This window comes from Maricaulis parjimensis (assembly GCF_016817355.1).
GTDB classification, from domain to species: domain Bacteria; phylum Pseudomonadota; class Alphaproteobacteria; order Caulobacterales; family Maricaulaceae; genus Maricaulis; species Maricaulis parjimensis.
Genome location: NZ_JADOTT010000005.1, coordinates 258,438 through 283,824 on the forward strand (window position 1 = coordinate 258,438; position 25,387 = coordinate 283,824).

Annotated in this window: 25 protein-coding genes and 1 other RNA gene; 9 read left to right on the top strand and 17 right to left on the bottom strand. The window is 62.7% G+C overall.

Translation table 11 applies throughout. The features are described 5' to 3' along the window. Positions 1-124: 124 nt before the first annotated feature. Together I0K07_RS10805 and I0K07_RS10810 are read left to right on the top strand one after the other, a co-directional pair. Complete coding sequence (locus I0K07_RS10805) at positions 125-487, top strand: helix-turn-helix domain-containing protein (protein ID WP_203293256.1); 363 nt, start codon at positions 125-127, stop codon at positions 485-487. Between the two features lie 128 nt (positions 488-615). Further along, positions 616-1,182: a DUF6456 domain-containing protein gene (locus I0K07_RS10810; RefSeq protein WP_238934764.1), complete on the top strand. Its 567-nt coding sequence runs from the start codon at positions 616-618 to the stop codon at positions 1,180-1,182. On the opposite strand, the gene I0K07_RS10815 is transcribed toward I0K07_RS10810, so the two are convergent. The 3 genes from I0K07_RS10815 to I0K07_RS10825 form a co-directional block, all read right to left on the bottom strand. Then, a complete protein-coding gene (locus I0K07_RS10815) occupies positions 1,179-1,595 on the bottom strand; it encodes a SufE family protein (protein WP_203293260.1) in 417 nt (138 codons plus the stop codon). The genes I0K07_RS10810 and I0K07_RS10815 overlap by 4 nt on opposite strands. A 79-nt stretch (positions 1,596-1,674) precedes the next feature. Continuing rightward, on the bottom strand, positions 1,675-1,947 hold the full coding sequence (locus tag I0K07_RS10820) for a hypothetical protein (protein WP_203293262.1): 273 nt from the start codon (positions 1,945-1,947) through the stop codon (positions 1,675-1,677). A gap of 221 nt (positions 1,948-2,168) precedes the next feature. Beyond that, on the bottom strand, positions 2,169-3,188 hold the full coding sequence (locus I0K07_RS10825) for a hypothetical protein (RefSeq protein WP_203293264.1): 1,020 nt from the start codon (positions 3,186-3,188) through the stop codon (positions 2,169-2,171). 190 nt (positions 3,189-3,378) lie between these two features. On the opposite strand from I0K07_RS10825, the gene I0K07_RS10830 reads away from it, so the two are divergent. Next, a complete protein-coding gene (locus tag I0K07_RS10830; protein WP_203293266.1) occupies positions 3,379-5,136 on the top strand; it encodes a sensor histidine kinase in 1,758 nt (585 codons plus the stop codon). 9 nt (positions 5,137-5,145) lie between these two features. Here I0K07_RS10830 and I0K07_RS10835 read toward each other — a convergent pair whose 3' ends face one another. Then, complete coding sequence (locus tag I0K07_RS10835) at positions 5,146-6,042, bottom strand: hypothetical protein (protein ID WP_203293268.1); 897 nt, start codon at positions 6,040-6,042, stop codon at positions 5,146-5,148. Between the two features lie 95 nt (positions 6,043-6,137). Further along, the gene (locus I0K07_RS10840) at positions 6,138-7,826 is read right to left on the bottom strand and encodes a hypothetical protein (protein ID WP_203293270.1); all 1,689 of its coding nucleotides are present in this window, start codon (positions 7,824-7,826) and stop codon (positions 6,138-6,140) included. Between the two features lie 57 nt (positions 7,827-7,883). On the opposite strand from I0K07_RS10840, the gene I0K07_RS10845 reads away from it, so the two are divergent. From I0K07_RS10845 to I0K07_RS10860, 4 genes are read left to right on the top strand one after another with little or no spacing between them, the layout of a single operon-like run. Then, positions 7,884-8,219 carry a DUF1491 family protein gene (locus I0K07_RS10845; RefSeq protein WP_420828487.1) on the top strand — a complete coding sequence of 112 codons (336 nt, stop codon included), beginning with the start codon at positions 7,884-7,886 and terminating at the stop codon, positions 8,217-8,219. A 56-nt stretch (positions 8,220-8,275) separates the two neighbouring features. Continuing rightward, entirely contained in the window at positions 8,276-8,698 is a 423-nt protein-coding gene (locus tag I0K07_RS10850) for a hypothetical protein (RefSeq protein WP_203293274.1), read from the top strand. A 30-nt stretch (positions 8,699-8,728) separates the two neighbouring features. Then, positions 8,729-10,333, top strand: coding sequence for a peptide chain release factor 3 (locus I0K07_RS10855; protein WP_203293276.1), 1,605 nt, complete (start codon positions 8,729-8,731; stop codon positions 10,331-10,333). Further along, positions 10,330-11,520 carry a mechanosensitive ion channel family protein gene (locus I0K07_RS10860; protein ID WP_203293278.1) on the top strand — a complete coding sequence of 397 codons (1,191 nt, stop codon included), beginning with the start codon at positions 10,330-10,332 and terminating at the stop codon, positions 11,518-11,520. Before I0K07_RS10855 ends, I0K07_RS10860 begins: the two co-directional genes overlap by 4 nt. Here I0K07_RS10860 and I0K07_RS10865 read toward each other — a convergent pair. The 4 genes from I0K07_RS10865 to I0K07_RS10880 form a co-directional block, all read right to left on the bottom strand. Beyond that, a complete protein-coding gene (locus I0K07_RS10865; RefSeq protein ID WP_203293279.1) occupies positions 11,517-11,954 on the bottom strand; it encodes a hypothetical protein in 438 nt (145 codons plus the stop codon). The two genes, I0K07_RS10860 and I0K07_RS10865, sit on opposite strands and share 4 nt — an antisense overlap. Before the next feature lie 41 nt (positions 11,955-11,995). Next, positions 11,996-13,078, bottom strand: a complete 1,083-nt coding sequence (locus I0K07_RS10870) for a DUF2336 domain-containing protein (protein WP_203293281.1) — start codon at positions 13,076-13,078, stop codon at positions 11,996-11,998. Between the two features lie 94 nt (positions 13,079-13,172). Continuing rightward, a complete protein-coding gene (locus I0K07_RS10875) occupies positions 13,173-13,550 on the bottom strand; it encodes a PAN domain-containing protein (protein WP_238934794.1) in 378 nt (125 codons plus the stop codon). A gap of 5 nt (positions 13,551-13,555) precedes the next feature. Then, entirely contained in the window at positions 13,556-15,535 is a 1,980-nt protein-coding gene (locus I0K07_RS10880) for a putative bifunctional diguanylate cyclase/phosphodiesterase (RefSeq protein ID WP_203293285.1), read from the bottom strand. 200 nt (positions 15,536-15,735) lie between these two features. Between I0K07_RS10880 and I0K07_RS10885 the strand changes: the two genes are divergently transcribed. Continuing rightward, positions 15,736-16,569, top strand: coding sequence for an ion transporter (locus I0K07_RS10885; protein ID WP_238934765.1), 834 nt, complete (start codon positions 15,736-15,738; stop codon positions 16,567-16,569). Here I0K07_RS10885 and I0K07_RS10890 read toward each other — a convergent pair. Further along, positions 16,509-18,443, bottom strand: a complete 1,935-nt coding sequence (locus tag I0K07_RS10890; RefSeq protein WP_238934766.1) for a transglycosylase domain-containing protein — start codon at positions 18,441-18,443, stop codon at positions 16,509-16,511. The genes I0K07_RS10885 and I0K07_RS10890 overlap by 61 nt on opposite strands. A 112-nt stretch (positions 18,444-18,555) precedes the next feature. On the opposite strand from I0K07_RS10890, the gene I0K07_RS10895 reads away from it, so the two are divergent. Then, complete coding sequence (locus I0K07_RS10895; protein WP_203293289.1) at positions 18,556-19,011, top strand: YcgN family cysteine cluster protein; 456 nt, start codon at positions 18,556-18,558, stop codon at positions 19,009-19,011. On the opposite strand, the gene I0K07_RS10900 is transcribed toward I0K07_RS10895, so the two are convergent. From I0K07_RS10900 to I0K07_RS10930, 7 genes are all read right to left on the bottom strand, one after another. Beyond that, positions 19,008-20,225: an MFS transporter gene (locus I0K07_RS10900; RefSeq protein WP_203293291.1), complete on the bottom strand. Its 1,218-nt coding sequence runs from the start codon at positions 20,223-20,225 to the stop codon at positions 19,008-19,010. The two genes, I0K07_RS10895 and I0K07_RS10900, sit on opposite strands and share 4 nt — an antisense overlap. Continuing rightward, a complete protein-coding gene (locus tag I0K07_RS10905; protein WP_203293293.1) occupies positions 20,225-20,719 on the bottom strand; it encodes a hotdog fold thioesterase in 495 nt (164 codons plus the stop codon). The genes I0K07_RS10900 and I0K07_RS10905 overlap by 1 nt, the downstream gene beginning before the upstream one ends. Further along, entirely contained in the window at positions 20,716-21,216 is a 501-nt protein-coding gene (locus tag I0K07_RS10910) for an SspB family protein (RefSeq protein WP_203293295.1), read from the bottom strand. Before I0K07_RS10910 ends, I0K07_RS10905 begins: the two co-directional genes overlap by 4 nt. A 129-nt stretch (positions 21,217-21,345) precedes the next feature. Then, positions 21,346-21,885: a hypothetical protein gene (locus I0K07_RS10915; protein WP_203293297.1), complete on the bottom strand. Its 540-nt coding sequence runs from the start codon at positions 21,883-21,885 to the stop codon at positions 21,346-21,348. Between the two features lie 165 nt (positions 21,886-22,050). Then, positions 22,051-22,411, bottom strand: a transfer-messenger RNA (tmRNA) gene (gene ssrA, locus I0K07_RS10920). A gap of 130 nt (positions 22,412-22,541) precedes the next feature. Beyond that, a complete protein-coding gene (locus I0K07_RS10925) occupies positions 22,542-23,588 on the bottom strand; it encodes a DUF3667 domain-containing protein (protein WP_203293299.1) in 1,047 nt (348 codons plus the stop codon). A 103-nt stretch (positions 23,589-23,691) separates the two neighbouring features. Continuing rightward, positions 23,692-25,272, bottom strand: coding sequence for a hypothetical protein (locus I0K07_RS10930; protein ID WP_203293301.1), 1,581 nt, complete (start codon positions 25,270-25,272; stop codon positions 23,692-23,694). Positions 25,273-25,387 lie beyond the last annotated feature (115 nt).

The window sequence follows — 25,387 nt, forward strand, 5'->3', positions numbered from 1 at the left end:
ACCCGCAAAGGTGGTGCTCTTTTTCTTTGCGGCTATAGTAGGAATAATATCCCCGGGCCAAGGGCCGCCTCCTAGCATGAGTGGGCGCGCGGTCATCGGGGCCGCGCCGAACCGGGAGACGACCATGCCGCCCATAGAGATGAACAGGCTTCACGAAGACCTTGCCCGCGCCCGTTTGGCCCAAGGCGCTGCCGCTTATGCGTTCGGGGTCCCACCCGGGGAAATCGAGGCGCCTACTCGCCGGTCCCGCGAGGTCTCGCTCGCCCGGCAGGTCGCCATGTATCTCACACATGTGGCGTTCGAGCTGTCGCTCTCTCGGGTGGGGCAGGCCTTTGGCCGGGACCGGTCGACGGCCGCCCATGCCTGCCATTGCATCGAGGACCGCCGGGATGATGCTGTGTTTGATGAGCAATTGGATGCGCTGGAAGAAAGCTTGCGGGCAACCCCGCGCATTGCCGCCGGCCTTCTCGCGGCCAGCCGCTCATGACCCCGCCCCGCTGGATCCGCCTGCTGGCGCGGCCCGATCATAGCCTGGTCCCTCTCGCGCCACCCCAAGATCGCTTCGCGATTTATGCCGGAGGGGATCGCCGTCGCCGCGCACGGGCCCGGATTTCAATGGGGCAGGTTGAAGCTGCCCTGAAGGCCGGCTGGCTGGAGATGATCGGGCCGGACTATCGGCTGACGTCAGCCGGGCAGGACAGCGTGCGACAGGACACCACGCCTCCGGGACAGGAAAGGGTTGAACGTCTGATCGCTGATGGCGCCGGCGGGCTTCGCCGGGTTTCGGTGAACCCGGATGAGGGCCCCTTGGCCAAATGGCGAGGATTTCTGTCCGTGGAAGCCCAGACTGCCGCTGAGCGCTTCCTGTCTGATTATGTCCGCTCCACGCTGCGCCAGTCCGTCACCCGCAACTGGTCGCCAACAGCGCCGCGCAGGGGGGAGACGCCGGTGAGGGGCCCGGAGGATGCGGCCCTGACGGCATTGGCAGCCAAGGACAGGGTGATGAATGCGCTCGACGAGCTGGGACCCGAGTTTGCGCGTATTGTTGAGGCGGTGCTGATCCGCGAGGAAAGCCTGGCCGCGATTGAACGCCGGTTTGGCTGGGCGCGACGTTCCGGACGGACCGGTGTCGTGCTGGCGCTTAACCGGCTGGCCCAGGTCTATGGGATGGTTCACCGCTAGGCGCTGGCAGAATTACGGATCCGGGTGATCATGGACGCCAGGCCATTGGAACGCTGCGGCGACAAATGCTCGGCCAGACCGATGCGCTTGAGAACCTCACGGGCATCAACGGACAGGATTTCATCGCGCGTACGCCCGGAATATATGCGCAAGAGGAGGGCGGCCAGTCCCCGGACGATGTGCGCATCGCTGTCGGCCCGGAAGACCAGACGGTCGCCATCGGTCTCCGTGATCAGCCAAACCTGGCTGACACAGCCTTTCACCTTGTGGATATCGGTACGGTCGTCGTCCGGCAGGCCGGGCAGGGCCTTGCCCATGTCGATGAGATAGCGGTAGCGCTCTTCCCAGTCGCCCAGGAAGTCGAACTCGTCGACGATTTCGTCGATTTCCGATTGGATGGAGGTCGCTGTCATATCAGCGCCGAATTAGTGCCCGCACGTCGGCGAGGCAAGCCCCGATACTGCCCTTGCCGGATCGGAGCGCCTGACTGGATCAGGACTTGGAAGCGGTTTGCTCGTGTTCGACGAGCGCAGTCTCGATGCGGTCGGCAGCCATTTCAGTGAGGAAGCCACCAAAGCGCATGGCTTCGCGGCCGGCATCGCAGAGAGCGGAATTGTCTTCGCAGAACTGGCTCACCGGTTTTTCGGCGTCGATATGCGTGTCTGCGAGTGAGATCGGCAGGTCGAAGGCATCACCGGCAAAATTGCTCGGCACAAATACACTCACCACTCCAAGCCAGAACGCGGCACGGATGAGAAACATCATTTTTAGCCTCCACTTCTTATTGGCGCAGAAGGACCGGTTACGGAGCTTCTTTGCAGGATAGAGGCTAGGTCAGAAATGATGGAATTGCACGCTATAGCTGGGTTTACAGCCAACAACGTCCAAAATTGACGCAGGATTTTTTCGTAAAATTTGCGCGCAATTTTATGGAGTCCCAGAGCGGGACACGTCTTGTTAAGAAATCAGGCCCCGAAAGCCCGCGGCTATTCCGATCCGCTATGGGTATCCAGGCAACGGGATACGTCCAGAAGCGCATGTTCCGCGATGCAGAAACTGTCTTCATATTTGAAGTGCCCGGCTGCCACGCACTGCGACAGGTCCAAGCGCACCCAGGCGAGGCATCTTTCCACTGCAGGATCGGCCAGAAGGTAGTCGATTGCCGCTTCGGTGTCGGTCATGCCGTCCAGGGATTGCAGGGCGGCGACCGACAGAATGCGTCCAACCCGGTCCCGGTCGGCATCGACGGCAGCATGGCCAACATTCAGGGTCAGATCCGGGCTCATTGCGTCATTGATGCCCGCAGCATCGGACTGATGGAAGAGTGCCGAGGCTGGAATGCCTTCGGCGAAACCTGTGTCCAGCGACATGCGGACATTGTCCGGCAGCTCGATCGGGCTGTCATCGATGGCGCTCAGGCGCGCCAGGCGTTCCTCACGGTCGCGATAGACCCGATTGGCCCAGCGCTCGGACTGGAGCTCATAGGCTGCGGTGCGATAGCGCTCGGACAACTGGACGATTTCGGAATTGTCCTGTTCGATCGCGTCGACCACGGAATCCTGTGCGCCATCGGCCGAGCGGAAGCTGGTTGCGAAGGCCGGGTCATTCATCAGGCCGGAAATCGCTGCTTGCGGACCGTAATAATCGGCGAGCTCGCGCACTTCATCGATGTATTCCGGATGCCGGGCGGCGACGATGGCCGCATAGGCAATCCAGGCCCGGACAAGCCGCTCTTCGCCATAAAAGCGCGACAACTGGTCCATGGCGTAGTCGAGATCTTCTGCCGAACCGATCGGGGCGGTGTGGAGATCGGAAACCGTGTGGTGGAACGCCGCATAATCCCGGGCGGAGGAGCGGACGATATCCTCGTCTTCCACGGGGGCTGCATCCAGCTGAAGCTGGGGTGCAGTTTCAGGGGCGGCGTCCGGCACCACAGTGTCCTGAGCGACGGGATCCTGAACCAGCGCCGTTGTAACAACAAGCGCAGCAAGCCAACTGGTGAACATCGTGAACTCCTTCCCCGATAGGAGTCATATTGCCTTGTCGGGCGAACAGCTCCAAGTACTCAGATGCGATGAATTATTCGCAGGCTTTCCGAGAACCATCGGTAAATGAACAAAGTTTAAGATTCAGCATTTGTTAACGCCGTGAGCGAAGATTCCGGTAAGCAAGCTGAGCGAGTCGCAAGACACCAAGATGAAGCCGAAAAAGCGTGACATAACTGGCATGATCGCCCGCCGCGGAGGCGCGCTGGTCAACCTCGTCTGGTTGGGCACGCTGGGTGCGGCTGCGCCCCAGATCTGGCCGTTTCTTAATGGGCCGGACTGGATGCGGGTGCTCGGCCTTCTCGCTGTTGCCGCCCCGGCTCTGATCGGTTTCGTGCTGATGCCGCGCATGGACCGGCCGTTTGAGCGTTTCGCGCTCGCGATTGTCTGGACCGGTTTCGCCTCGGTTGTCGCCATTCTGGGCGGCGGGATCACCGGTATCGGTGTTCTGGCTTTTCTGCTGGCGCCGGCTGTGGCCGCGGCGAGCGGGGAGCGCGACGGTGTCGTCAAGGCGGCGGCCCTGTCCGGTTTCGCGGCAGTGGCCATTGCCATCCTGCAGGCCGGTGGTTTCATCGCACCGGCCCCGATGGCTGTTGAAATCTATCTGCCCTTCGTGACCGGCTGCGCCCTCATGATGGCGGCCGGCTTTGGCCTGGGCGCTCTGCGCGCGGTGAAGGAAAGCGATGTCATCCGCGAAGAGGCTGAACGCGGCCGCGTTCGCGTTCGGGCTTTTGATGCGGCGCCGGCCCCGCTGCTGGCCTGTGACCAAGACGGAAACATGCTGGCCGTATCGCAGGGCCTGCGTGAAATCTCGCCGGGACTGCCGCGTGATCTGACCGGTCTGCCGATTGCCGATCTGGGCTTTGATGATGATGACCGCGCCGATCTGGCGTCTGCCGCGCGACGCGCTGCGATCCGTCCGCTGGACCAGACGCTGACCCTGCGCGGTGAACGGGGCCGGGAAGAGGATGTGCGCCTGATTGCCCGTCCGATGCATGGTGGCTCTGTGGCCATCCTGTCGCATGATGCCGGTCCGGCGCTGGAACATCGTGTCCGCGAAGCTGAAGCTGCCCGCGAACTGGCCGAAGAAGAATCCCGCGCAAAATCCCAATTCCTCGCCTCGGTGAGCCATGAGCTGCGGACACCGCTGAACGCGATCGTCGGTTTCTCCGACGTCATGAAGGCGCGTCTGTTCGGGCCGCTGCCGGCGCGTTATGCCGAGTATGCCGACCTGATTCATGAGAGCGGCCAACACCTGATGGAGCTGATCGGCGATGTGCTCGACATGTCGAAGATCGAGGCGGATCGTTACGAGCTCGTGCTGGAGCGCTTCGACATTGACGAAGCTGTTGGTCTCGCCGTGAAGATGATGCGTCTGCAGGCCGAAGAGGCCGGCATCACCCTGTCGGTGAAGCGCAATGACACGCCGGTTCCGGTGAAAGGTGACCGCAAGGCCCTGCGCCAAATTCTGCTGAACCTGCTTTCCAATGCTGTGAAATTCACACCGAAAGGTGGCGCCATTGTCGTGATGGCCCGTCCGTCGGGCGGCCAATTGGTGCTGGCTGTTGGCGATAGCGGTGTCGGTATTGATCCGGAAGACGCCCGCCGGCTGGGCCAGCCCTACAGCCAGGCCGCCAATGCCCGCGATATCGACAAGCGCGGTACGGGTCTGGGCCTGTCCCTGGTGCGGGCTCTGGCCGAGCTGCATGGCGGTCAGATGAATATTGCGTCCAGCAAGGGTGTCGGCACCACGGTGACCGTCTCCCTGCCGATCCTTGCCAAGGATGAAGGCCAGGTCGAGCCGATGGCTCCGGAAGCGGCGTCGTCGGAACTGGATGTGCGCGGTCAGATCGAGCGGGCGCGGGCAGCCTCTGAAGATATCAGCCAGGCCAAGTCCGGCGCTGCCTAGGCCTGAGGTCTAGCTGCGAGGCATCAGCGGAACACCGCCATCAATGAAGGCGCGGGCCGCGGCAAAGTCCCCAACTTCGAAAAAGAAGCGGGCGAGCACAGCGCCATCGCGTCCAAGCACCTCAATCAATGCGGCTTCGCGCGGATCCAGAGTCGACAACTGGTCGCTGGCCCGGTTTGAGAAGTGGAAGACAAGACTGTTTTCCTCACCACCCAGACCTTCACGTTCCGCTTGGTCGCCTTGGCCAGAGGTCCAGACGACCGAACGGGCAAAGCCGGGCGGGGTCCAGTCGGCCCATTCCGCACCTTCCGGTGCGGGAAAATGCCCGTCCATGGTCGGGTCATAGAGGTCCGGAGCCTGACCGGTATCGCGCGTGACCAAAACGGCACTTGCGGCACCGGGGATGGCGGGCAGGGCGGCAGAGAAGCGGTAGTCACCATTGTCACGGCTCAAGCCGAGGGTCATCGCCCCCGCTGTTTGCCGAACAGCCCAGTGCGGCGCGCCCGGCATGATTGATCGCGTTGCGTGCCAGTCATACTGACCGCCGGGGAAGTCCATGTCGCGAATGGTCTGCCAGGCTAGGAAGGCTTCACCCACGCGTTGGCGCAGATCAGCCACTTCGGGCAGGTCGCAGGCCGTCCGGGCTGCCTGGGCGTGCAGGTCCTCGGTGTAGTCGTCCAGCGCGGCCGTGGAGACACCTTCCCGCAGTAGTGTGCCGCGGGCCTGAAGGCGGGCGGCATTCAGCGCCATGCGCTCGCGGTCCGTGAAAAGCTGGCAGCGATCATCAATGGCCAGGGCGAGAGCGCGCTCGCCATAGATTTCCCCGGCCGTGCTGGCTTGGCCTGCGCCCGTCAGGGCGAGCGCGGCCAGTGCGGCCGACAGGAAATGCTTCGTTTGAACTGGCATGTGTGATCCCGATCCGATGATCAGGACCCTACACATTCCGCTTTTATGCCGCGTGAAGAAGCAGGGTTAATCCTGGGCTAACAGACTGATTAAAATCAGGCTTGAACCCGGCGACGCCGTGCGAAACCGCGCAGCAGCATCAGCAGGGCCGCCCCGAACAGAATGAAGGCGGCATCGCGCGTATGGTCGATGGCGAACTCGCGGGCACGGTCCGTCAGCGTCGGCGCTTCCACGGAGAAGTCCAGCGGCGTAACACCGCGCGAGCTCCAGACCGCGGCGCGGCCTTCCAGGGCCTGCCACAGATCGGAGCGGGCCAGGCTGCGGCCGGCATCGGCGAAGGAGGCGACATCCGGAGCGGTCAGCGTGCCAATCCAGCGCTGATTGTTCTGACGGTCACGGAAGAGCGAGGCCACGCCCACGCCGGTTTCGCGGGTATTGCTGCCCGGTGCCGCGGCCGCCTGGTCACCGGCGTCGGCATAGGCGGCAGCGGCGAGGCGCATGAGGCCGCGCTGTCCGCGGGAGCGTTCGGCCGCACGCAGGGCGGCGCGCAGCTCTTCAGGCGCGCTACGATCGACATCGGCAATCTGGGTCGAATTCGGACCGATGATGAGAAGGTTATGGTCTGCCGGTGCCGTTTCGCTGCTGTCGCCATACCAGGCATAGAGCCAGGCTTGGTCGCCGATCAGGGCGGCGCGGGCCAGGACCGACAGCGCGCCATAACGGTCTGCATCATATTGGGTTGAGAACTGGACAGCCGTACGGGCGCCCTGGTCGGCCGAGAAAGGCAGGCCGGACGCGGCAAAGGTGCGAAGGTCGGCATTGGCCGAGAACTGGCGTGCATCGCGGACTTGCTCGCTGCCAAGGCGGCGGGCGCTGATCGCGTCGGCGGCAATGAAATTACGGCCATAGCCTTCAAAGGAGCGGGCACCCATCAGGCGGGCGGCAGCCGTGGCTTCGTCCAGATTGCGTCCCGTTACAATCAGGTGCGGGACGTCGGCATGACGGAAGGCCACTTCAGGACCCTGACTGTCGCCACGGCGCAGGGCGGCGCGGTCTTCCTCGCTCAGACGAGCGGTCTCGGCGATGCGGACCACCAGGTCGGCCTGCTCGGCTTCGCCCGTGAACAGCGGGACTTCTCCGGCGCGAAGGGCAATGCCCTGGGCGGTGAGGGCTTCCAGCGTAATGCGTTCACGGCCCGGATCGGTGATCAGTGCGATACGGCGCGGTGCGGCAAAGTCGGAACCCAGAGCGTGTTCCAGCTCACCCAGTGTCTCCAGGGGACGAACCGGCTCCAGCGTCAGGCGAAGCTGGGAACGGCGGGCGTCGACAATCCAGCCGGGGGCCGGGGTCTGCGTGGAGTAGGCAATCTCGAGCGTGTTGTCGCCAGGGCGGATATCTGCAGAGAAGAGCGAGAAGCGGGCTTCCATGGCGCGCGGCTGCGGACGGATGAGAATGGCCTCTCCGCCATTGACGCTGACTTCGATCACACCGGCTGTCGTATCGCTGGCCGGGCGGGCCGCCAGGCGCAGCCAAGCCTCAGCCGTCTGGACATTGGGCGGAAGTGTGAAATGAATGCGGGTTCGGGGCTGGGAGGTGGAGAGGACGAATGCGTCGCCACTGCCTTCCAGGTCCGCGAGTGCGCGTTCCTCGGTATTGGTAGAAATAGTGGCCACAGCCGCTTCGCCGCTTTCCGGCGCTGCAGCGGATTGTGCGACCGCAGTGGACCCCAGTGCCATTCCGCCAGACAGAATGGCAATCACAAACGACATCACCCGTACGAACATGGAACGCTCCCTCACCCGTTTACAGATTATTAAGCAATTGAGCGGCCATCAACGGGAATGAGTGTGCTGAAGACAAAAATATGGGTGGATGCCCTTGTCAGGCGGGCTGAAACGGGGTTCGCCTCTGCCTATGTGATTCGCCGGGGAGACGAAGATGCAGGCGCTGTTCTCGTCAAAGTGGTGGCGGCGGACAGGTTGGCACGGCTTTTTGTCCCGGCGCGGGACGAACAGGGTGAACGGGTCTGGCAGCTGTTCCGAAAGGACGCCGTGCCGGAATCGGAGGCCGATGCCTATTGCGCGCGCCGAAGCGATGACGATCCCGATATCTGGATCGTGGAGATCGAGGACCGCGAAGGGCGGCACTTCCTGACCGAGCCGGTAGAAAAGCTTTAACGGCGTCGGCCTATTCTGCGCGGCATCAACGGTTCCAGCCTGTATCGATCAGTCCGATGTTGTTTTTGTTCAACGATGTCGTTTTTGACCTGGGTGACCTGAAGAGTGTTCTTCGGGGCGGGGATATTCCGCTGAGTTCAGCCCAGATCGAAGCGCTCACGCCCGGCCAGTTGACCACGCTGGTTCGCGAAGCCGTGTTTGCAGACCCGAATGTCGCGCACAACCGGCCCAAGAATATCCGGGGCCTGGTGGCGCTGGTCTCCTACGTCATCCCCGGTACCAATGGCATTCTGGCCGTTCGTCCTGATGAGGCGAAGTCCTGGGTCGAGGTCGGTTTGCGCCATGCCCAGATCCCGATTGAGACACTGGCCTTTCTGTGGCGGCAGCAGGACGCACGCCCATTGACGGCGGCGGACGTGAATTCCGCTGTCTGGATGCGGAGCAGTGGGCCCTTGCCACCCGCTACTGGAACGGGGTAACCCCGCGGCTTGCACTGACCGTGAGCCAAAATGACCGCCATCGACCCTGCTGCCCCGGAATGGGCGCGCCGCCGCTCCTTCGCCATCATCTCCCACCCGGACGCCGGTAAGACCACGCTGACCGAGACACTGCTCCTGTCGGCCGGGGCCATTCGCTTGGCCGGCCAGGTGCGTGCGCGGGGCGAGAACCGGCGTACGCAGTCGGACTGGATGAAGATCGAGCAGGAACGCGGGATTTCGGTTTCTGCCTCCGTGATGACGTTTGAGCATCGCGGACTGCTCTTCAACCTGCTCGATACGCCGGGCCACGAGGACTTCTCCGAAGACACATATCGTACGCTGACGGCCGCCGACAGCGCGATCATGGTTCTGGACGCCGCCAAGGGGGTCGAGCCGCGGACGCTGAAACTGGTCGAGGTCTGCCGTCTCCGCGATATCCCGATTGTCACCTTCATCAACAAGATGGACCGTGAGGCGCTCGATCCGGTCGATCTGCTGGAAGACATCCAGGAAAAGCTGGCGCTGGACACGGCGCCCATGCAATGGCCCTGCGGGTCCGGCAACCGGTTCAAGGGTGTACTGGATATCGCGACCAATGATTTCCTGCCCTATCAGAAGACGGGCGAAACGGATCCGTCCGAACCCAATCCGCGCATCGCTCTGGATGGAAACTCGATCTCCCAGGTCCTGTCGGAAGAGGAAGTCGCCGAACTGCAGGAAGGCGCGGAAGTGGCCCAGGAGCTTTGCCCACCCTTCAACGCGCAGAGCTTCCTGGAAGGCCATCTCACACCGGTCTTCTTCGGCTCGGCCCTGCGGCATTTCGGTGTCCGCGAATTGCTGGAAGGCCTGGCCGACAAGATCCCCGGACCGGCTCCGATCGAGGCGATCGCCAACAATCAGACGATCGAAGTCGAGCCCAGCGGCAAGGAAGTCGCCGGCTTCGTCTTCAAGGTCCAGGCCAACATGGACCCCAATCACCGCGACCGGGTGGCCTTTGTGCGCCTGTGCTCGGGCAAGTTCCGCCGTGGCATGAAGCTGAAGACCGAGGCCGGCAAACAGCTGACTGTGTCTTCGCCCATTCTGTTCTTCGCGCAGGATCGCGAGATCGCCGACGAGGCCTGGGCTGGTGATGTGATGGGAGTTCCCAATCACGGCACGCTGAGGGTCGGAGACAGCCTGTCGGAAAGCGGCAAGCTGCGCTTCTCCGGCATCCCGAACTTTGCCCCTGAAATCCTGCGCCGTGCCCGCCTCGCGGACCCGCTGAAGGCGAAGCATCTCAAAAAGGCCCTGGAAAGCCTGGCTGAGGAAGGCGTAACCCAGCTCTTCCGGCCGATCATGGGCGGTGACTTTATCGTCGGGGCCGTCGGTGCCCTGCAGATCGATGTGATGCGCGAACGGGTTGCCGCGGAATACGGGCTGGAAGTGGATTTTGAGGCCGCGCCCTACGAAACCGCGCGCTGGATCACCGGCGACCGGGACAAGCTGGAAGCCTTCGCTGATCGGCATAAATCAGCCATGGCCGAAGACATCAATGGCGACCCCGTCTTCCTCGCCAAGAGTGCCTGGGAAGTCTCCTATTCCGAGGAGAAATTCCCGGACGTGAAATTCCATCGCGCCAAGGAAAGATCGGCATGAGTTCTGCCAGTTCTGTCACCGACAGCATGCCTGAACAGGTTCAGGAGCTCTGGGGCATCGTGATGGAGGTCTGGCAGACCTCCTTTCTCGGTATCAATGTCGGACAGGGCGTCGCCGCCCTGGCTGTCCTGGTGCTGGGCGTCCTGGTCCGCGGCCTGATTGCCAAATGGCTGATGGGCACGCTGCGCCGCATCGCCGGTCGATCCGAGACCAAGCTGGACGATGCCGTGATCGCGGCGCTGGAAGGGCCCATGAAAATGGTGCCCACGGTCATCGCGCTCTTCTTTGCGATCAATATTCTCAATCTGGGCGGGGATGGCGAACTACGCGGCCATCAACTGGTCCAGTCCCTCGTGGTGATCGTGCTCTTCTGGGCGCTTCACAACGCGGTTGGCCCACTGGCTCATGCTCTGGAAGCGCTGCGCGGCGCGTTGACGCCGGTCATGATCGACTGGCTCACCAAATCCCTGCGGATCGTGTTCATCATTGTGGGGGCTGCGGCCGTCCTGCAGGTCTGGGACATTCCCGTTGCCGGGATCGTGGCCGGTCTGGGCCTGTTCGGCGTGGCGATCGGCCTCGGCGCGCAGGATCTGTTCAAGAATTTGATCTCCGGCATTCTCATCCTGACCGAGAAGCGCTTCCTGCCGGGTGACTGGATCCGGGTGGATGGTGTTGTCGAAGGTACCGTGGAGGAAATCAATTTCCGTTCGACGGTCGTGCGCCGTTTCGACAAGGGGCCGGTCTATGTGCCGAACTCGAAACTGTCCGACAATGCCGTGACGAATTTCTCGCGGATGACACACCGCCGTATCAAATGGGCCATTGGTGTGCGCTATGACACGACGTCGGACCAATTGCGCGAGATCCGGGACAAGGTTCTGGCCTATCTGGACAGCCATGAAGCCTTCGCCAATCCGCCTGAAGTTTCGACCTTCATGCGGGTCGACGCCTTCGGGCCGTCATCGATAGACTTCCTGCTCTATTGCTTCACCAAGACGACCAATTGGGGCGAATGGCTGAGCTTGAAGGAAGAGCTGGCGATTTTCCTCAAGGAAACAGTCGAGGGTGCCGGTGCGGAATTCGCCTTCCCGTCGAGCTCCGTCTATCTGGAGCCGGGCGCAGATGTCTTCCAGCCTCCTGCCGACGCATCGGCCAGCGCTGTTCTCGCGGCCGGCCAAGCAGACTAGGCCGGTTTTCGGGCGCTCTGCCTGAGCTGGTAGGCCAATCCGGAATTCAGTTGCCACTCCAGGTCCGGAATGACATCGGGCCAGTCATCCAACGCGTCCATCAGCCGCGTGCGTGTGGCCATGTTGCGGATGTAGGCCGCCTGGGCTTGCGGCGTATCCGGCAAGCAGTGTGCACGGTGCCAGGCCCGGTAATCGTCTGCATCGTCCAGCTCTCCCAATTCCTGGGCGCACAGGACGCAAAGCAGGCGCGGATCGCCGGTGGCCGCGTCGTCATACTCGTCGAAGACTGTCAGGCGGACATCGCCGCGCGCATCGGAGATCAGAATGTCGACAGCATCCTGCCTGGCCAGACCGGTGTCGGTCGGACGGACAGCCAGTACAAGGGCATGATTAATCAGGAAGTCGTCGAGTTCTGTGAGCGCGGGGTCTGTCATCAGGGCCGCAGTCTAACCGCGCCCGGCGTGCCAGGGAATGATCAGGCCGCGATATCCCGGCGCATGCGCCAGAACCGCATGGCCCGTTCCGCATCATTCGGCGTGATGCGGTCATAGAGCTGGCCCAATTCCTTGGCGTCGCGGAAGGCTTCACTGTCGGCAGAACCGCGCAGGACAGCCAGGGTGACGAACAGCGCCTTGTCGAAGCCGGCGGATTTGCAGATCAGCGCCAGCGGATCGATGCAGGCTTGTTCGATGGCGCGTTTGGCTGTCGGGAAGTCGACCCCGGCCAGTTCGGCAAAAGCGACATTGAACTTGGTGAACTCGCGTTCGCGCAGAAGGCGGGCGAGCAGGCTGCCGTCGAGTTTCTTGCGGACGGCCATGGCCCGCACGAATTTCTCGGCTTCGGCAATCGCCTTGTCTTCCGCCATTCGGGCCGTGATCCGGGCGCGGGATGCGGCCATGGCCTGTTCCAGGACGGCCGGATCCACATTGTCGAAACGTTCCATGATCCGGTCGCGCAGGTGATTGCCGACCGTGACCATCAGGTCTGCGAGAAGGTCATTCGGCGTGTCGGCGCGATCCACGAGAGGGGCCTGGAGGCGGGTGGAGGTTTCAGCGCGCTCGGTCACGGCCTCGAAAGCTTCTCGCGACAGGCGGGCGCCATCATTCTCGATCAGGCTGGCGACCGTGTCGTCATCGCCGTGCTGCACGATCGTATCGGAGACACGCTCGGAGACTTCGGCGCGCTGACTGATGGCGCGGAGTTGTTGTTGGCCACCTTGTTCGGCAATCGAGACCAGGTCGTCATCCGAAAGCACGCTGGACCGGCTGAGGATCGGGGCTGCGACCTCAATTGCATCCTGGGCGAGCTGAAGGACAAGGCCCGACGGTGCCATCGGCGAGTCGGCAAAGCGTTCTGCCAACTCTTCCCGGGCTTCCTGGGCTGTTTGCGCAGCGAGCGACGAAAGGACTTTGTCAAATTCCTGGGACATGGCGGTGTCGCGGGCAGGGGGTTCTTCGAAGAAGAGGTCCGTCACTTCGCGCAAGAGCGTACGCCGGCGTTCGGAGGACTTTTCCTTCGCCAGATCCACAAGGTTGTTCAGCTTACTGATGACGGCCATTGCCGGACTCCGCACCATGCTCGGTTCATCATCCTGCCGCAAACGCGTAAAGAAAGCGTACGCGCAGGGATCGAAGTTTTAGTTCAAATCGCAGCTAGTGCGGGCCATCGACGGCATCCTGCAGCGCGCGGGTCTCGCGCGCGCTGGGTGCCCGCTCCATGGCCGCATCCAAGCGGTCGGACAGGATCGGCGAAAGTCCTGTGACCTGGCCGGGCGCCCTGTAGGGCGGCAGGGCTGCACTCAGCAGGGAACAGGTTTCATAGCTTCCCGTCAGTTCGGCGCGCGTCCAGACCCAGGCTTCGCATTGCCGCTCACCCGCACACAGGGCTGCGCAAGCCTGCGGTGTCCCGGCATCCATGTCGATGCGCTGATAGATGGCACCGCGTCGCGCCCAGCCATCGAGAACATCATCGGCAAGGGCAGGCGCGCTGGTCGCGCAAGCGAGGGCCGTGAGGCCGAGAATGCGCAGCATGGCGGTCACGAACGGGCAGCCCGGGCGGAATTGTCCTGCGGGCGGCTGAGCGCGCGCGGCGAGAAGTCGAAACGCCGCTGCAGCACGTCGCGTATCTGGTCTTCCGGCATGGGCTGGCCGATCAGATAGCCCTGGATGTGGCGGGCCCCCATTGTGCGCAGGATGTGCAATTGGGCTTCGGTCTCGACGCCTTCGATCACGCAGCCCAGATCCAGTGTCTGGGACAGGGACAAGAGGGTGCGGACGATCTTGTAGGACGAGCTGTCCTCCAGAATGCTCGACACGAAGGAGTGGTCGATCTTCAGCTTGGAAACGGGCAATTGCTGCAAGTATTGCAACGAGGAATAGCCGATCCCGAAATCGTCGAGGGCCACAGAATGGCCCGCCCTGTTGATCTGGTCGATGGCCCGGCGCGCCTGGTTGAAATCGCTCATCATGGCGGTTTCGGTGATCTCGAACTCTATCCGGCTGGCCGGTATCCCACTGTCGCGAACGGTCGCCAGAATGGCTTCGATGGCGTTTGGCGACATCAGGTCGTGGGTCGACAGGTTGAATGAAAGCTTCGTGCCGGACGGCCATTCCGCCATGGCTGTCAGTGCTTTGGTCAGCAGAACGCGCGTCAGAGGCCGGATCAGGCCGGCGCGCTCCGCGGCCGAGATGAAGACATCCGGTGCGACCGGACCCAGCTCCGGAGACTCCCAGCGGGCCAGCGCTTCAAACCCTGTGATACGCGATTTGGTCAGGTCGAACTGGGGCTGGAAAACAAGGGAGAATTCCTTGTCATGGTCACTCTTGCGCAGGGCCTTGTCGACCTGGCTCGACGTCATCATCTCGCGTTCAAGCGCAGCGTTGAACAGGACTGCGCGGCCCTGCAATGAGCGCTTGGCGAAATAAAGGGCGTGGTCCGCGCGTTCCATCAGGTCGTGCGCGGAGAGTTCCGGATTGTCGCAGATCAGCAGGCCCACCGAACCGGAGCCCTCACAGGTATAGTCGCCCAGGTCGTAGGGCTCGGAGAGGCGGGCTTCAATGCGGTGCCCCAGAGTCAGGATCGCCTCGGCGGACTTGGGTTTGGCGGGGGCCAGGATCGCGAACTCATCTCCGCCCAGGCGGGCCGGGAAAGCGGTCGCGCCGCCAGCATCCTCCAGCCTGCGGGCAACGGCGCGCAACATTTCGTCGCCGGCGGCATGGCCATAGGTATCATTCACCGGCTTGAATCCGTCCAGGTCGACCAGGCCCAGAAAGAAGGCATCACCGGTCTTGCGCAAGTGTTCGACATGATGGTTCAGGGCCAGGAAGAAGCTGCGCCGATTGGGAAGGCCGGTCAGGGCATCACATTCGGCCAGGTGGCGCGTTTCACGAGCCAGATCTTCGGCCTTTTCCCGATCGCGCACCGCGGCCAGCCGCGCCTTGACCGAATTGAGCACGGCGGTACGGATGATCTCGGAAATCGCAACGCCAGCAGCGACACCGGAAACACCGACCCAGAAATAGTCGGCAACCTGTTCCGGCATATTGGTCTGGACGAGCCAGACGAGGCTCGCGAAACTCAGTACGATCCCGGTCAGGATGGTGCGGCGCGTGGGAAGGATCGCGGCGAATATCGGCATCATCAGGACCGAGTAGAGCAGGTTTTCGACCTCGAAATACAAGCTCTGCTGCAGGTTGGAATTGATGAACAGCGAGAGGCAGATCACCGAGGCGACCACTTCCAGATGCCAGACATCCTTCGTCGTGCGCAGTGCGTAGATCATGCCCACTGAGCATAGGGCGCCGGTGGCGACGGCTGCCAGCATCACGCCGTGATAGGCATCACCGGGGAAGAAAATGCGCGAGACGAGGTCAAACAGGAAATAGCCCAGGACCGCGATTGCGGCGCCGCGCACAATCGGCAGGTAGGCGATCATCACCTCGTCCTGGCGCGTATCAGCGTCTGCTGCCGCGCGCGCGTCCGGTTCCGGATGATTGTTCTGCTGCATCAAACGCATGTGTTGGGCCACCCTTGATGAGGGCGTTATGCGGCTGGCCTTGTTAAATCGCGGATAAGTGTTCTTATAAAATTTGATCGATCGTCCGATTTTCTTTCCGGAACAGTGGCAAGGGCCGATTGAAATCCTCGGCGGGCAAGGTTAGGAGCAGGCCTGTCACGCTTGGCTGATCAGCCCGGGCGCCGACTGTGCAGGGGGTAATGTTGACCGCAATTGTCGAAAGCGCGCTGTTCCGCAATTTCATCATGACGCTGATCGTGATCAATGCGGTGACATTGGGGCTGGAAACCTACCCCTATGACGGGGTCTGGTTTACCAACTGGATGCCCTTGCTGGACCGGATCATTGTCAGCGTATTCGTGATCGAAATCGTGATGAAGCTGATCGCTTACCGGCACCGCTTCTTTCTCAATGGCTGGAACTGGTTTGATCTCGCCGTGATCATCATTTCCGTGATGCCGTCAGCCGGTGGATTCTCGGTCCTGCGGGCCCTGCGCATCATTCGGGCCTTCCGCCTCTTCTCGGTCATGCCGGACCTTCGCAAGGTCGTGGAAGCCCTGCTGCGGGCAATCCCGGGCATGGGGGCCGTGATCGCGGTTCTGGGCTTGATGTTCTACGTGTCTGCCGTGATGGCGACCAAGCTGTTCGGGGCCGAAGCCCCCGACCGTTTCGGGACGCTGGGTGACAGCGCCTTTGCCCTGTTCCAGGTCATGACGCTGGAAGGCTGGGCTTCGGACGTGGCCCTGCCGGTGATGGAAGATCATCCGTGGGCGTGGATATTCTTTGTCGTCTTCATCGTGCTGACCAGCTTTGCCGTCCTGAACCTGTTCATCGCCATCATTGTGGACAGTCTGCAGGCCAAGCATTTCGATGATGAGGAAGCGCGCGACGCGGAAGCGGATGCGGACCGCGATCTGCTGCATGCGGAAGTCGCAGACATGAAGTTGCAAATCATCGAGCTCAAGGAGCTCGTTCAGCGTTCACTGTCAGAGACTTCCAGCACGGACTCGAAGGCGGACGACAAGTCCGAATAGAAGGCCGCCAGGCGCTCTTCCCGTTCCGACCGCGTGCGCGGGGCGGGGGCGGAGAGGTTGCGGGGGGGGAGATTCTGGTGGGCGGATTGCATGAAGCTGCGCCAGATCTCGGCAGGCAGGCCGCCGCCGGTGACATCCTGCATCGGACTGTCATCATCATTTCCGACCCAGACTCCGGCGGTGAAGTCGGCCGTGTATCCCACAAACCAGGCGTCGCGGAAGGACTGGCTGGTGCCGGTCTTGCCCGCGGCTGCGCGGCCCGGCAGCGCTGCTCGGCGGCCCGTCCCGGTCAGGATCACATCTTGGAGCATGGTGGACATGGCTTGGGCCTGGGTCGCATTGAGCACACGCTGGGCCCCGATCTCATCATGCTCGTAGAGGCTGTCACCGCGTGAATTGGTAATGGATGTAATGAAATAGGGTTCGCGATAGGCCCCGTCATTGTTGAAAACGGAATAGGCGGCCGTCAGTTCCAGCAGATTGACCTCGGCAGCGCCCAAGGCGATGGCCGGCAATTCGGGCAGGTTGGACCGGATGCCGAGCCGGTGGCCCATTTCCACGATCCGGTTGATGCCGACCTCATTGGCGACCTGGGCGGCGACCGTATTGATCGACCGTTTCAGCGCATCCTGAAGAGTCACCAAACCCCTGTAATTCCCGCCGAAATTCTCCGGCGTCCAGCCTTCCAGGTCGACCGGTTCATCCCACACGGCAGACGAGGGGTCATAGCCGGCCTCAAGCGCTGCCGCGAAGACGATGGGTTTGAAGGCCGAGCCGGGCTGGCGCTGTGCCTGGATGGCCCGGTTGAACTGGCTGGCCTCGTAATCCCGCCCGCCGGCAAAGGCGCGGATCGCCCCGTCCGGCGCCAGCAGCATGATCGCCGCCTCACCGGCATTGAGCGCCGCCCCCTGTTCGTCCAGTACACGGGTCACCGTCTCCTGGGCTGCGCGGGTGAGTTGGGGGTCCAGCGTGGTCTGGATGACCAGATCCGGCACGTCCGCGTCGAGAAGGCGTTCGGTCTCCACCATGGCATAGTCGAAGGCATGGCCCCAGTTGGAGGTGGCATTGGGGTCGCTGGTATCTGCCACGGGCTCCGCCGGATTGGCGAGGGCCTCGGCGGCGGCTTCTGCGGAGATGTAGCCCGCCGCTTCCATGGCCGCGAGCACCTGGGCGGCGCGGGCACGGGCCGCCTCGAGATTCTGGGTCGGGTCCAGCCGGCTGGGGGCTTTGGGCAGGGCGGCGAGGAGAGCCGCTTCAGCCAGGGTCAGCTCGGTGGCCGACTTGTCGAAATAGCGCCGGGCTGCCGCCTCGATCCCGTAGGCACGGGCGCCCAGATAGATGCGGTTGAGATAGAGTTCGAGGATCTCGGTCTTGGTGAGATTGTTCTCCAGAGCCAGGGCGAGGCGCATTTCCTGGAGCTTGCGGCGCAGATGGCGGTCGGGGGAGAGGATGAGGTTCTTCACCAGCTGCATGGTGATGGTGGAACCGCCCTGGACAAGTTCGCCAGCCGCCAGATTGCGCCAGCTGGCGCGGACAAGGCCGCGCATGTCCACGCCGCTGTGCTCGTAAAAGCGCTGGTCCTCGATGGCGAGGAAGGCCTGGGGCACATAGTCCGGCAAGGCATCCAGGGCTACGGCGCGGGCATAGAGGGGGCCGCGCACGGCCAGGACATGGCCTTCCCGGTCCAGCAGGGTCACGGACGGTTCGCGCCGGACAGACCAAAGCTCCGCAGCGCTTTGAGGTGCCGGGGGAATGTCATGGAAGGCCCAATACCAGCCTGTCACCACTGCGATCAGGGCAAGTAGAAGCAGGCCGCCAGCGCCGGATCCGAATATGATCCGGTTCCGTCGCTCACGGCGGTCACGTTCCATCATGTGATCCGCGCGAAACGGCTCCTGATACATGCTATAGCCACCCTCAATGGCTCCACCGGCCTATCCCGAGTGTAAAGCCTCTCAATAACGGCGGAATTCAGGCGAGAAATACATGTCAGCGGCTTTCTGGAAGGTGAAATCTTTGTCGGAAATGACGCGGCGGGAATGGGAATCCCTCTGCGATCATTGCGGAAAGTGCTGTTTGATAAAGCTCGAAGATGAAGACACGGGCACCCTGTTAAATACTGATATTGCTTGCAAATTATATGATTGCGACAGGGGCGGATGCCGGGATTACATCCAGCGGAAAAAGCATGTTCCCGATTGTGTGGTGCTGACGCCTGAGACTGTGGACAAGCTGCCTTGGATTCCGAGGACATGTGCCTATCGGCTGATCGCGGAAGGGCGGGATTTGTACGACTGGCACCCTTTGATCACCGGTGATCCGGACAGCACGCGCAAGGCGGGCATGAGTGTGGCCGGCATGGTTCGCCCAGAAACCGAATTCCAGGATGTCGACTGGGAAGACCATATCGTGGAGTGGGCCGGCGAAGAGGATGAGGACTAGCGGCGCCCGCCCGCCAGTTTGACCGCTTCGGGCTGGGCCCGTAGCCGGGCCATGGCCCAAACGCCGAGAAGGGGGCCGATGGCGAGCGGGGCGAAGGCCCATTCCCAACCGGCAAATCCGATCCAAAGCGGCAGGAGTTGGACGATAAGCGCGGTGAGCGCAAAGCCCATGGCTGTCTGGATCGTCAGCAGTGTGCCGGTCCATTCCGGCGGGCTGAGTTCGGCAATGCTGGCCGAGAATTGAGCACTGTCCGCGATTACCGCCATGCCCCAGAGGAGAAGCAGCGGGATCATCACGATGGGGGGCGTGTGGAAGAGAAATCCCGATGCCAGGGCGCAGCTGCCCGACAGGCCCATGGCGATCATGGTGATGGTGGTCCGGCCATGGCGGTCCGCGGCCCGGCCGGCGAGCAGACAGGCCAATGCCCCGATCGCGACGACGCTGAACGCGGTGATGTCGGCCCAGTTCGTCGAGCGGGTGCGCGAATGCCAATAGGCGTGGCAGAAAGGGCCGATCCAGGCCCACAGGGCGTAGAGTTCCCACATGTGGCCCAGATAACCCAGATTGGCGAGGCGCAGGGCAGGAGCCTTCCAGGCGAGGCTGGCCGCGCCGAAGCGGAAGGCGGGAGCTGGTCGCAGGCCCGGTCCGCCGCGGCCAAACTGGATCAGGACCGCGGCGAGCAGGGCCGCGGCCGCTGAAGCCAGGAAGGGCCAGTGCCAAGCGATCCCCCAATTGGCCGCTGCGAACATGAAAGGCAGGGCTGATCCCAGCGTCAGGGCGCCGACCAGAAGACCCACAAGAAGCCCGGCATCGCCGCGCGCCCAACTGGCGGCCAGTTTCATGCCGACCGGGTAGCAGGCGGCAAGACTGAATCCGGCGAGAAAGCGCGTGGCGATCATGCCTGCACTGCCCGGGTCCAGAGCCAGCGCCATCAGATTGGCCAGCGCGGCCAGGCCGGCCCCGGTCGCAAACAGCCGACGCGGTTCAACCCGGTCTGCCAGGCCCAGCAGGGCGCTGGTCAGGGCTCCGGCGACAAAGCCGATCTGGACGGCACTGGTCAGCGCGGCCTGGCGAAGGGGAGACAAGGCCGCGGACGTAATCATGTCGGGAAGTGCTGCGGCGGCCGAGAACCAGACCGACAGGGCGGCAATCTGTGCCAGCGCGATGAAGGTGAGGGCGCGTGCCTTGCCGGAATACTCTGAGACGGTGGCCATCAGCCCTTGGCTGGTTTGACGCGCCGGACCTGACAGGTGGAAGAGCCGCGGGCCGCAATCTTGCCGTCCGGCGTCCAGATCGTGCCTTCCATGAAGGCGACCCGGCCGCCAATGCGCACGGCTTCACCGCGGCCGCGGCAAGTGCCGAGCGGCAGAGGGTTGTGGAAAGTGGTCTTCATTTCCAGCGTCGGCACGCCACAGGTGAACTGTTCGGATACCAAAACGGACATGGACATGACTTCGTCCAGCATCGCGGTGATGATGCCACCTTGCACACTGCCGCGCAGATTGGTCATCATCTGGGTCGGGTTGAACTCGGCCTCGATCCAGCGCTCCTCGATGGAAAAATCGATCAGGGAGAAACCGAGCATCTGGAAGCAGTGCGGGATTTCGGAGCGTGCCGCGAGATGTTCCCGGATTTGCTCAGCGCTCAGCGGTTCCGGCGGAGGGCCGTCCGCCAGATCCGGTGCGACGATGGACGGGATTTTCGTCACTTCTTGCGGAAGCTGTCGAGGGACACGACCTGGGCACCATCACCCGATTGGGACGTATCCGACTTGGCCGGGCTGGGTTTGCCGCCCGCGGCCGCTTTGGGCTCGCTGCCGGTTTCGATCTCGGCTTCGTCACTGTCGCCATCCTGCTCGAATTGCAGGTGGAAACCGACGGACGGATCATGGAAGCGGGAAATCGCCGAATAGGGCATTTTCAGGTATTTCGGGACGCCGGAGAATTTCAGCGTTACCTCGAACCCGGTTTCGGTGACATTGAGGTCCCAGAACTGGTGTTCCAGCACGATCGTCATCTCTTCCGGGTATTTTTCCAGCAGCGTCGGATCGATATCGACGCCCGGCGCGGTCGTGCGGAAGGTGATGTAAAAATGGTGCTGACCGGGAAGTCCTTCACCGCCTGCGGCTTTGCGCAGAGCCTGACGGACCACTCCACGAAGTGCGTCCTGCGCCATTAAGTCGTAGCGCATCAGGTCCTTAGCCATTTCACACTCCCCCGAAACTCCCTCAATGAAAGGGTACTCCATGCCTAGGCAAGGTCAACGCATATCGGCGGTTCCTCTGCACATGGCTTAAACTGGCGTGAATCCCCAATTAATCGCGATAGTTGGCCATCAGGGCCGCCCGGCCTGCCGATGATTGGCCGGCGCTGCATCCGGGCCGACATCGAGACGCGGACTGATTTGGGGTTCCCGGCTGGCCACTGCAGGACAGGCCGATGTGTAGGCTTCCGGACAGTCCGGCCCGCATTGAAGGCCCAGCTCGGAGCAATGTGTCGGGTGCGCCTCCAACCAGGCCAGCGCGCGGTCTTCATGCCGGAAATTTCCGATCACATAGCCAGCCGCGCTCAATCGGACATGAAACTCGGCTTCACAATCACTGGGGGCCTGACCGGCCGGACGCAGCAAAGCGATCGCGGTGCGGGCCGGAATGAATTGCAGGAAAAACTCGGCGAGGTTTTCGTGATTGGGGCCGCCACAAAAACTGATCGGACCGGTCAGCTGGATCAGATAATTCAAGGGGCGGCCAGCCAGATTGGTTTCCGACAATTCTTCAACAGCCGCCACCTTGTCTAACCAGGTCATGGCTGGACCGAGGGTCAGGGACACCAGGTCTTCGCTGAGCTTGCGGACAGGTTTGTCGGCTTGCGGCATGATAAACCAGAGCGAGTGAAATGGCCGGAATTGACCTGTTGGTAGTATAATATAAAGGCCGGATCCGCTCAGGGCCAGACGTGTTCTTGGTTAAAATATACAAGCTTCCGCTTAACCAAGCAGAAGGGTTTTGCCCGGTCGGAATCTCACAACCATGCGGAGAGTAGTGGAGGCTTCTGTTGCCAGGTGCCTCCGGACCCCGCCTGGTTCGGCTAAAGGAATCAGGACTTTAAGGCGAGATTACCCGCACTGCATTACGCAGCGAGAGCGACCTCTTCAGCAAAGTTGTCGTTGGCAACTTTCATAAGCGAGCCTGTAACGGGCCTCACCCGAGCGAAAGCCATCTCCTTTACCCGTCTGTCAATCCTGTTTCGGCCCCAAGCATGTCTGCCAACGCAGAGCAGTTATGGTGGAGCCGCCGGGTACTGCCCCCGGGTCCAGTCCGGTTATTACGAGCGCGTTTATCGCCATAGCCGGCGAACCGGCACACGTGAATATAGGGGATCAAAAGGGGGATATGAAGGGGTGGCCGCAGGATCGGATGCGGGAATAGATCGAACCGAGTCCGGGGGAGAGGCGTGTTTTGCGGTCCAGGACTGGCGCTGTCAGGGCGCGCGCAAACACCGCTTATTTTAATGTTGAACCTGCGAATAGCGTCACAGAACCGGCAAAAGGATCAGCCCCATGGAGGTGACGCCAAGGGCTGCGAGATAGCCGACCGCGACCACGGGGAGGCGCAGGGCGGCGCCGTACCAGCTGGACCGGTAGAAGGCGCGGTCTGCACGCCAGACCTGGATCATGACGGCGATCATGGCGATGGCTGCGATTATGACAGTGGACACCGGTGCGCCCGGTGTGACCTGTCCCACGCCCAGGGACAGGGCGACGACGGGCAGGAAGGCGGCATGGAAATAGAGGCTGTGGATGACATGCTCGATCACCCGCGTCCGGGGATGGAGGATGAGATTGAGCAGGGCCAAAAACCCGACCATCAGGATGAGGGCCTGGCCCGTCGCGGCGGAGGCGCGGGACTCGAAGCCGGCCGGGTCGCTGAGTGCGGCAATCTCGAGCTCCGCAAAAATCGGGTGCAGGCCGCTGGCCGCGTTCTGGGCGGCAAGGCAGCGCCGGTCTTCCTGTGTGATGCGCCGGGGTTCGGGCGGTTCGCTGCCCTGGAACAGGGTGATGACGATGCCCGTGTCATGGGACAGGCGCAGCACGCCATCAGGCTCAATCTCCTGAGGTCCGGGCGGTACGCCGCACGGGCTGATCGTCAGGCCCCGATCTTCAAGGCGCCCAAGCGCCACGACCACAGCGGCCTGGCGTTCTGAGATGCGATTTTCGTCCTGGGCGCGGATCGTCTCGTCGGAGGGCAGGATCTGCGCGGCAAGCACGCGTATGCCGCCCAGGCTCATGGCCGCGAAGAAGACCAGGCTGACGAGCAGATAGAGGCGAATGGGGGGCGTCCAGCGGGCTCGCTGGCCGTCGGCATAGTGCCGGGCAAGGCTGCCCGGATTGATGAAGAGGCGTTTCATCGTGCGCCAGAGCCGGCCGTCCCAGACAAAGGTATCGCCGATGAAATCGGTCACCAGAGTGCGGACGGGGCGGCGGATGTCGGCAGCAGACTGACCGCATTGCGAGCAATAAGGTCCGTCCAGCGCATGGCCGCAATCGGCGCAGGCTGCCGGTGTCGTTTCCGTCCCCATCGATCGGCTCTCCCCGTGAATCGGTCTGACTATAGCGTCTCGCACAAAAAAGGGGCGCACCGGCTGGCGCGCCCCCGTTTTTCTGGTGTCAGGATGGTCAGGCCTAGAAGGAGGCCTGCACGCCGACCGCGATGATGTCGGTCGTGGCATCACGCTCCGACCAGGTGGCGCCATTGGGCTGATTACCACCAGACAGGAAGTTGAGCGGCACCCAGCCTTCGGTGTGGATGAATTCGCCGAACAGGCTGACCGACGGGGCGACCATACGGTTCAGGCCGAACACCCACTGGTCCTGGCGCTCCCACGGAGCACCATCATCCCCGGCCACAAAGCGGGAGAATTCCAGCGAGATGTCGATCGGTGCGCCGTCCGCCATGGCGTAGGCATAGCGCCCGCCCAGGGTGAAGGCGGAGGTTTCGGTGGCTTCGAACACGCTGAGCGGATTGGTCGGATCCGGCACGGCGGAACCCGGCCAGACTTCCGTGGTGCGCGCGAACTCACCCAGCAGGGTGAAATCGCCCAGCTCGGCGACCGAGTAGACGGCCCAGGCCGGGTTGTTGTCCGAGCACGGCGTGAAGTGGACGACCGGGTAGGGCTGGCAATAGGCGGAGGCGTGGATGTAGCTGGCACCCAGCATCACACTGTCTTCGCCATTGCCCAGCGGCATGGTGTAGTTGGCGTCGAGCGCGAAATTGTTGACGCGCGACGGAACCGCCGTGTCCTGCACGGGCGAATTGGCTGAGCGGAACTGGGCACCACCCTGCACAGCCATGGCGCGCAGGTGGAGATTGCCATTGTAGTAGCCGACCATGCCGCCATAGGCGAGCGGTGCGAAAGCGTGCCAGCTGGTGGAGTTGGTGAAGGGGCTCACCGTGTCCTGCAGGCCGAAGGGCACATCCATCTTGCCGAGCGAGGCGTAGATCGGGCTCTCATCCAGATTGCCGAACAGGACATAGCCCTTGCGCAGCTGGATCTGGTTGCGGGTCAGCGTGGTGATCGTACCGGCACCGAAGCTCTGTTCCGGATCATAGAGCAGTTCGGCATAGGCCGTGATCCAGTCCGTCATTCGGGCGGTGAAGGCCAGCTGGGCGTTGTGCACAACGATTTCCGACACATCCTCACCGATCTGGTTGGACGAGGTCGGGTGGCGCATCAGCCAGCCGAACTTGGTGTCGGAATTGGAGCGCTGCATGTTGGCCAGAACGGTGACGCCACCAGACAGGGTGACGCGGTTCGGCAGCTCTCCGGCTTGGATGGCCTGCAGCTGCATCAGCTGGCGTGTATTCACACCCTCGGCGTGATCCAGCATGCGGAAACCGTATTCCGGGCTGATGCCGACGAGGCCGTCGGAAATGCGCGACACCATGTCGGTATGGTGGTCGGCCATCGGGGTGGCGGCCGCATCGCCATGATGCGCTACGTGGTGACCAGCCATGTCGCCAGCCGGAGCCGCCGGCGCGTGATGGGGCGCATGGTGCGGGGCCGGCGCGCTGGCGCTGCCATCGACCGACACGCCCTGGGCAGCGAGGTATTCCAGCAGGAGACGATTGGTCTCTTCGAGCTGTTCAATACGGGATTCCAGCGCTTCGATACGCTCGGCTTCGTCATCGGCCAGGGCGGGTGCACCCCAAACAGAAACGGCCAGAACGGCGCCCGCGGCGCCGCACATCAGATTTGTTTTCATTGATTTTTCCCCTCAGGGCTTCCTGTCCTTGGCGCCTGTCCCGCGCCCCTGTGCGAACTCTGGTAGTGAGATGCGCCCGAAGGAGCAAGCGGGGAACCCGCAATTCCCATAAAAA

What these genes read in the sequence shown, in the direction of transcription:
- I0K07_RS10880 (WP_203293285.1), bottom strand. Translation starts at nt 15,535, where the DNA reads ATGCGTTTGATGCAGCAGAACAATCATCCGGAACCGGACGCGCGCGCG.
- I0K07_RS10900 (WP_203293291.1), bottom strand. Translation starts at nt 20,225, where the DNA reads ATGGCCACCGTCTCAGAGTATTCCGGCAAGGCACGCGCCCTCACCTTC.
- I0K07_RS10830 (WP_203293266.1), top strand. Translation starts at nt 3,379, where the DNA reads ATGAAGCCGAAAAAGCGTGACATAACTGGCATGATCGCCCGCCGCGGA.
- I0K07_RS10875 (WP_238934794.1), bottom strand. Translation starts at nt 13,550, where the DNA reads ATGCTGCGCATTCTCGGCCTCACGGCCCTCGCTTGCGCGACCAGCGCG.
- I0K07_RS10885 (WP_238934765.1), top strand. Translation starts at nt 15,736, where the DNA reads ATGTTGACCGCAATTGTCGAAAGCGCGCTGTTCCGCAATTTCATCATG.
- I0K07_RS10815 (WP_203293260.1), bottom strand. Translation starts at nt 1,595, where the DNA reads ATGACAGCGACCTCCATCCAATCGGAAATCGACGAAATCGTCGACGAG.
- I0K07_RS10895 (WP_203293289.1), top strand. Translation starts at nt 18,556, where the DNA reads ATGTCAGCGGCTTTCTGGAAGGTGAAATCTTTGTCGGAAATGACGCGG.
- I0K07_RS10835 (WP_203293268.1), bottom strand. Translation starts at nt 6,042, where the DNA reads ATGCCAGTTCAAACGAAGCATTTCCTGTCGGCCGCACTGGCCGCGCTC.
- I0K07_RS10840 (WP_203293270.1), bottom strand. Translation starts at nt 7,826, where the DNA reads ATGTTCGTACGGGTGATGTCGTTTGTGATTGCCATTCTGTCTGGCGGA.
- I0K07_RS10825 (WP_203293264.1), bottom strand. Translation starts at nt 3,188, where the DNA reads ATGTTCACCAGTTGGCTTGCTGCGCTTGTTGTTACAACGGCGCTGGTT.
- I0K07_RS10865 (WP_203293279.1), bottom strand. Translation starts at nt 11,954, where the DNA reads ATGACAGACCCCGCGCTCACAGAACTCGACGACTTCCTGATTAATCAT.
- I0K07_RS10855 (WP_203293276.1), top strand. Translation starts at nt 8,729, where the DNA reads ATGACCGCCATCGACCCTGCTGCCCCGGAATGGGCGCGCCGCCGCTCC.
- I0K07_RS10805 (WP_203293256.1), top strand. Translation starts at nt 125, where the DNA reads ATGCCGCCCATAGAGATGAACAGGCTTCACGAAGACCTTGCCCGCGCC.
- I0K07_RS10915 (WP_203293297.1), bottom strand. Translation starts at nt 21,885, where the DNA reads ATGCCGCAAGCCGACAAACCTGTCCGCAAGCTCAGCGAAGACCTGGTG.
- I0K07_RS10925 (WP_203293299.1), bottom strand. Translation starts at nt 23,588, where the DNA reads ATGGGGACGGAAACGACACCGGCAGCCTGCGCCGATTGCGGCCATGCG.
- I0K07_RS10870 (WP_203293281.1), bottom strand. Translation starts at nt 13,078, where the DNA reads ATGGCCGTCATCAGTAAGCTGAACAACCTTGTGGATCTGGCGAAGGAA.
- I0K07_RS10910 (WP_203293295.1), bottom strand. Translation starts at nt 21,216, where the DNA reads ATGGCTAAGGACCTGATGCGCTACGACTTAATGGCGCAGGACGCACTT.
- I0K07_RS10845 (WP_420828487.1), top strand. Translation starts at nt 7,884, where the DNA reads ATGAGTGTGCTGAAGACAAAAATATGGGTGGATGCCCTTGTCAGGCGG.
- I0K07_RS10890 (WP_238934766.1), bottom strand. Translation starts at nt 18,443, where the DNA reads ATGATGGAACGTGACCGCCGTGAGCGACGGAACCGGATCATATTCGGA.
- I0K07_RS10930 (WP_203293301.1), bottom strand. Translation starts at nt 25,272, where the DNA reads ATGAAAACAAATCTGATGTGCGGCGCCGCGGGCGCCGTTCTGGCCGTT.
- I0K07_RS10820 (WP_203293262.1), bottom strand. Translation starts at nt 1,947, where the DNA reads ATGATGTTTCTCATCCGTGCCGCGTTCTGGCTTGGAGTGGTGAGTGTA.
- I0K07_RS10810 (WP_238934764.1), top strand. Translation starts at nt 616, where the DNA reads ATGGGGCAGGTTGAAGCTGCCCTGAAGGCCGGCTGGCTGGAGATGATC.
- I0K07_RS10860 (WP_203293278.1), top strand. Translation starts at nt 10,330, where the DNA reads ATGAGTTCTGCCAGTTCTGTCACCGACAGCATGCCTGAACAGGTTCAG.
- I0K07_RS10850 (WP_203293274.1), top strand. Translation starts at nt 8,276, where the DNA reads ATGTTGTTTTTGTTCAACGATGTCGTTTTTGACCTGGGTGACCTGAAG.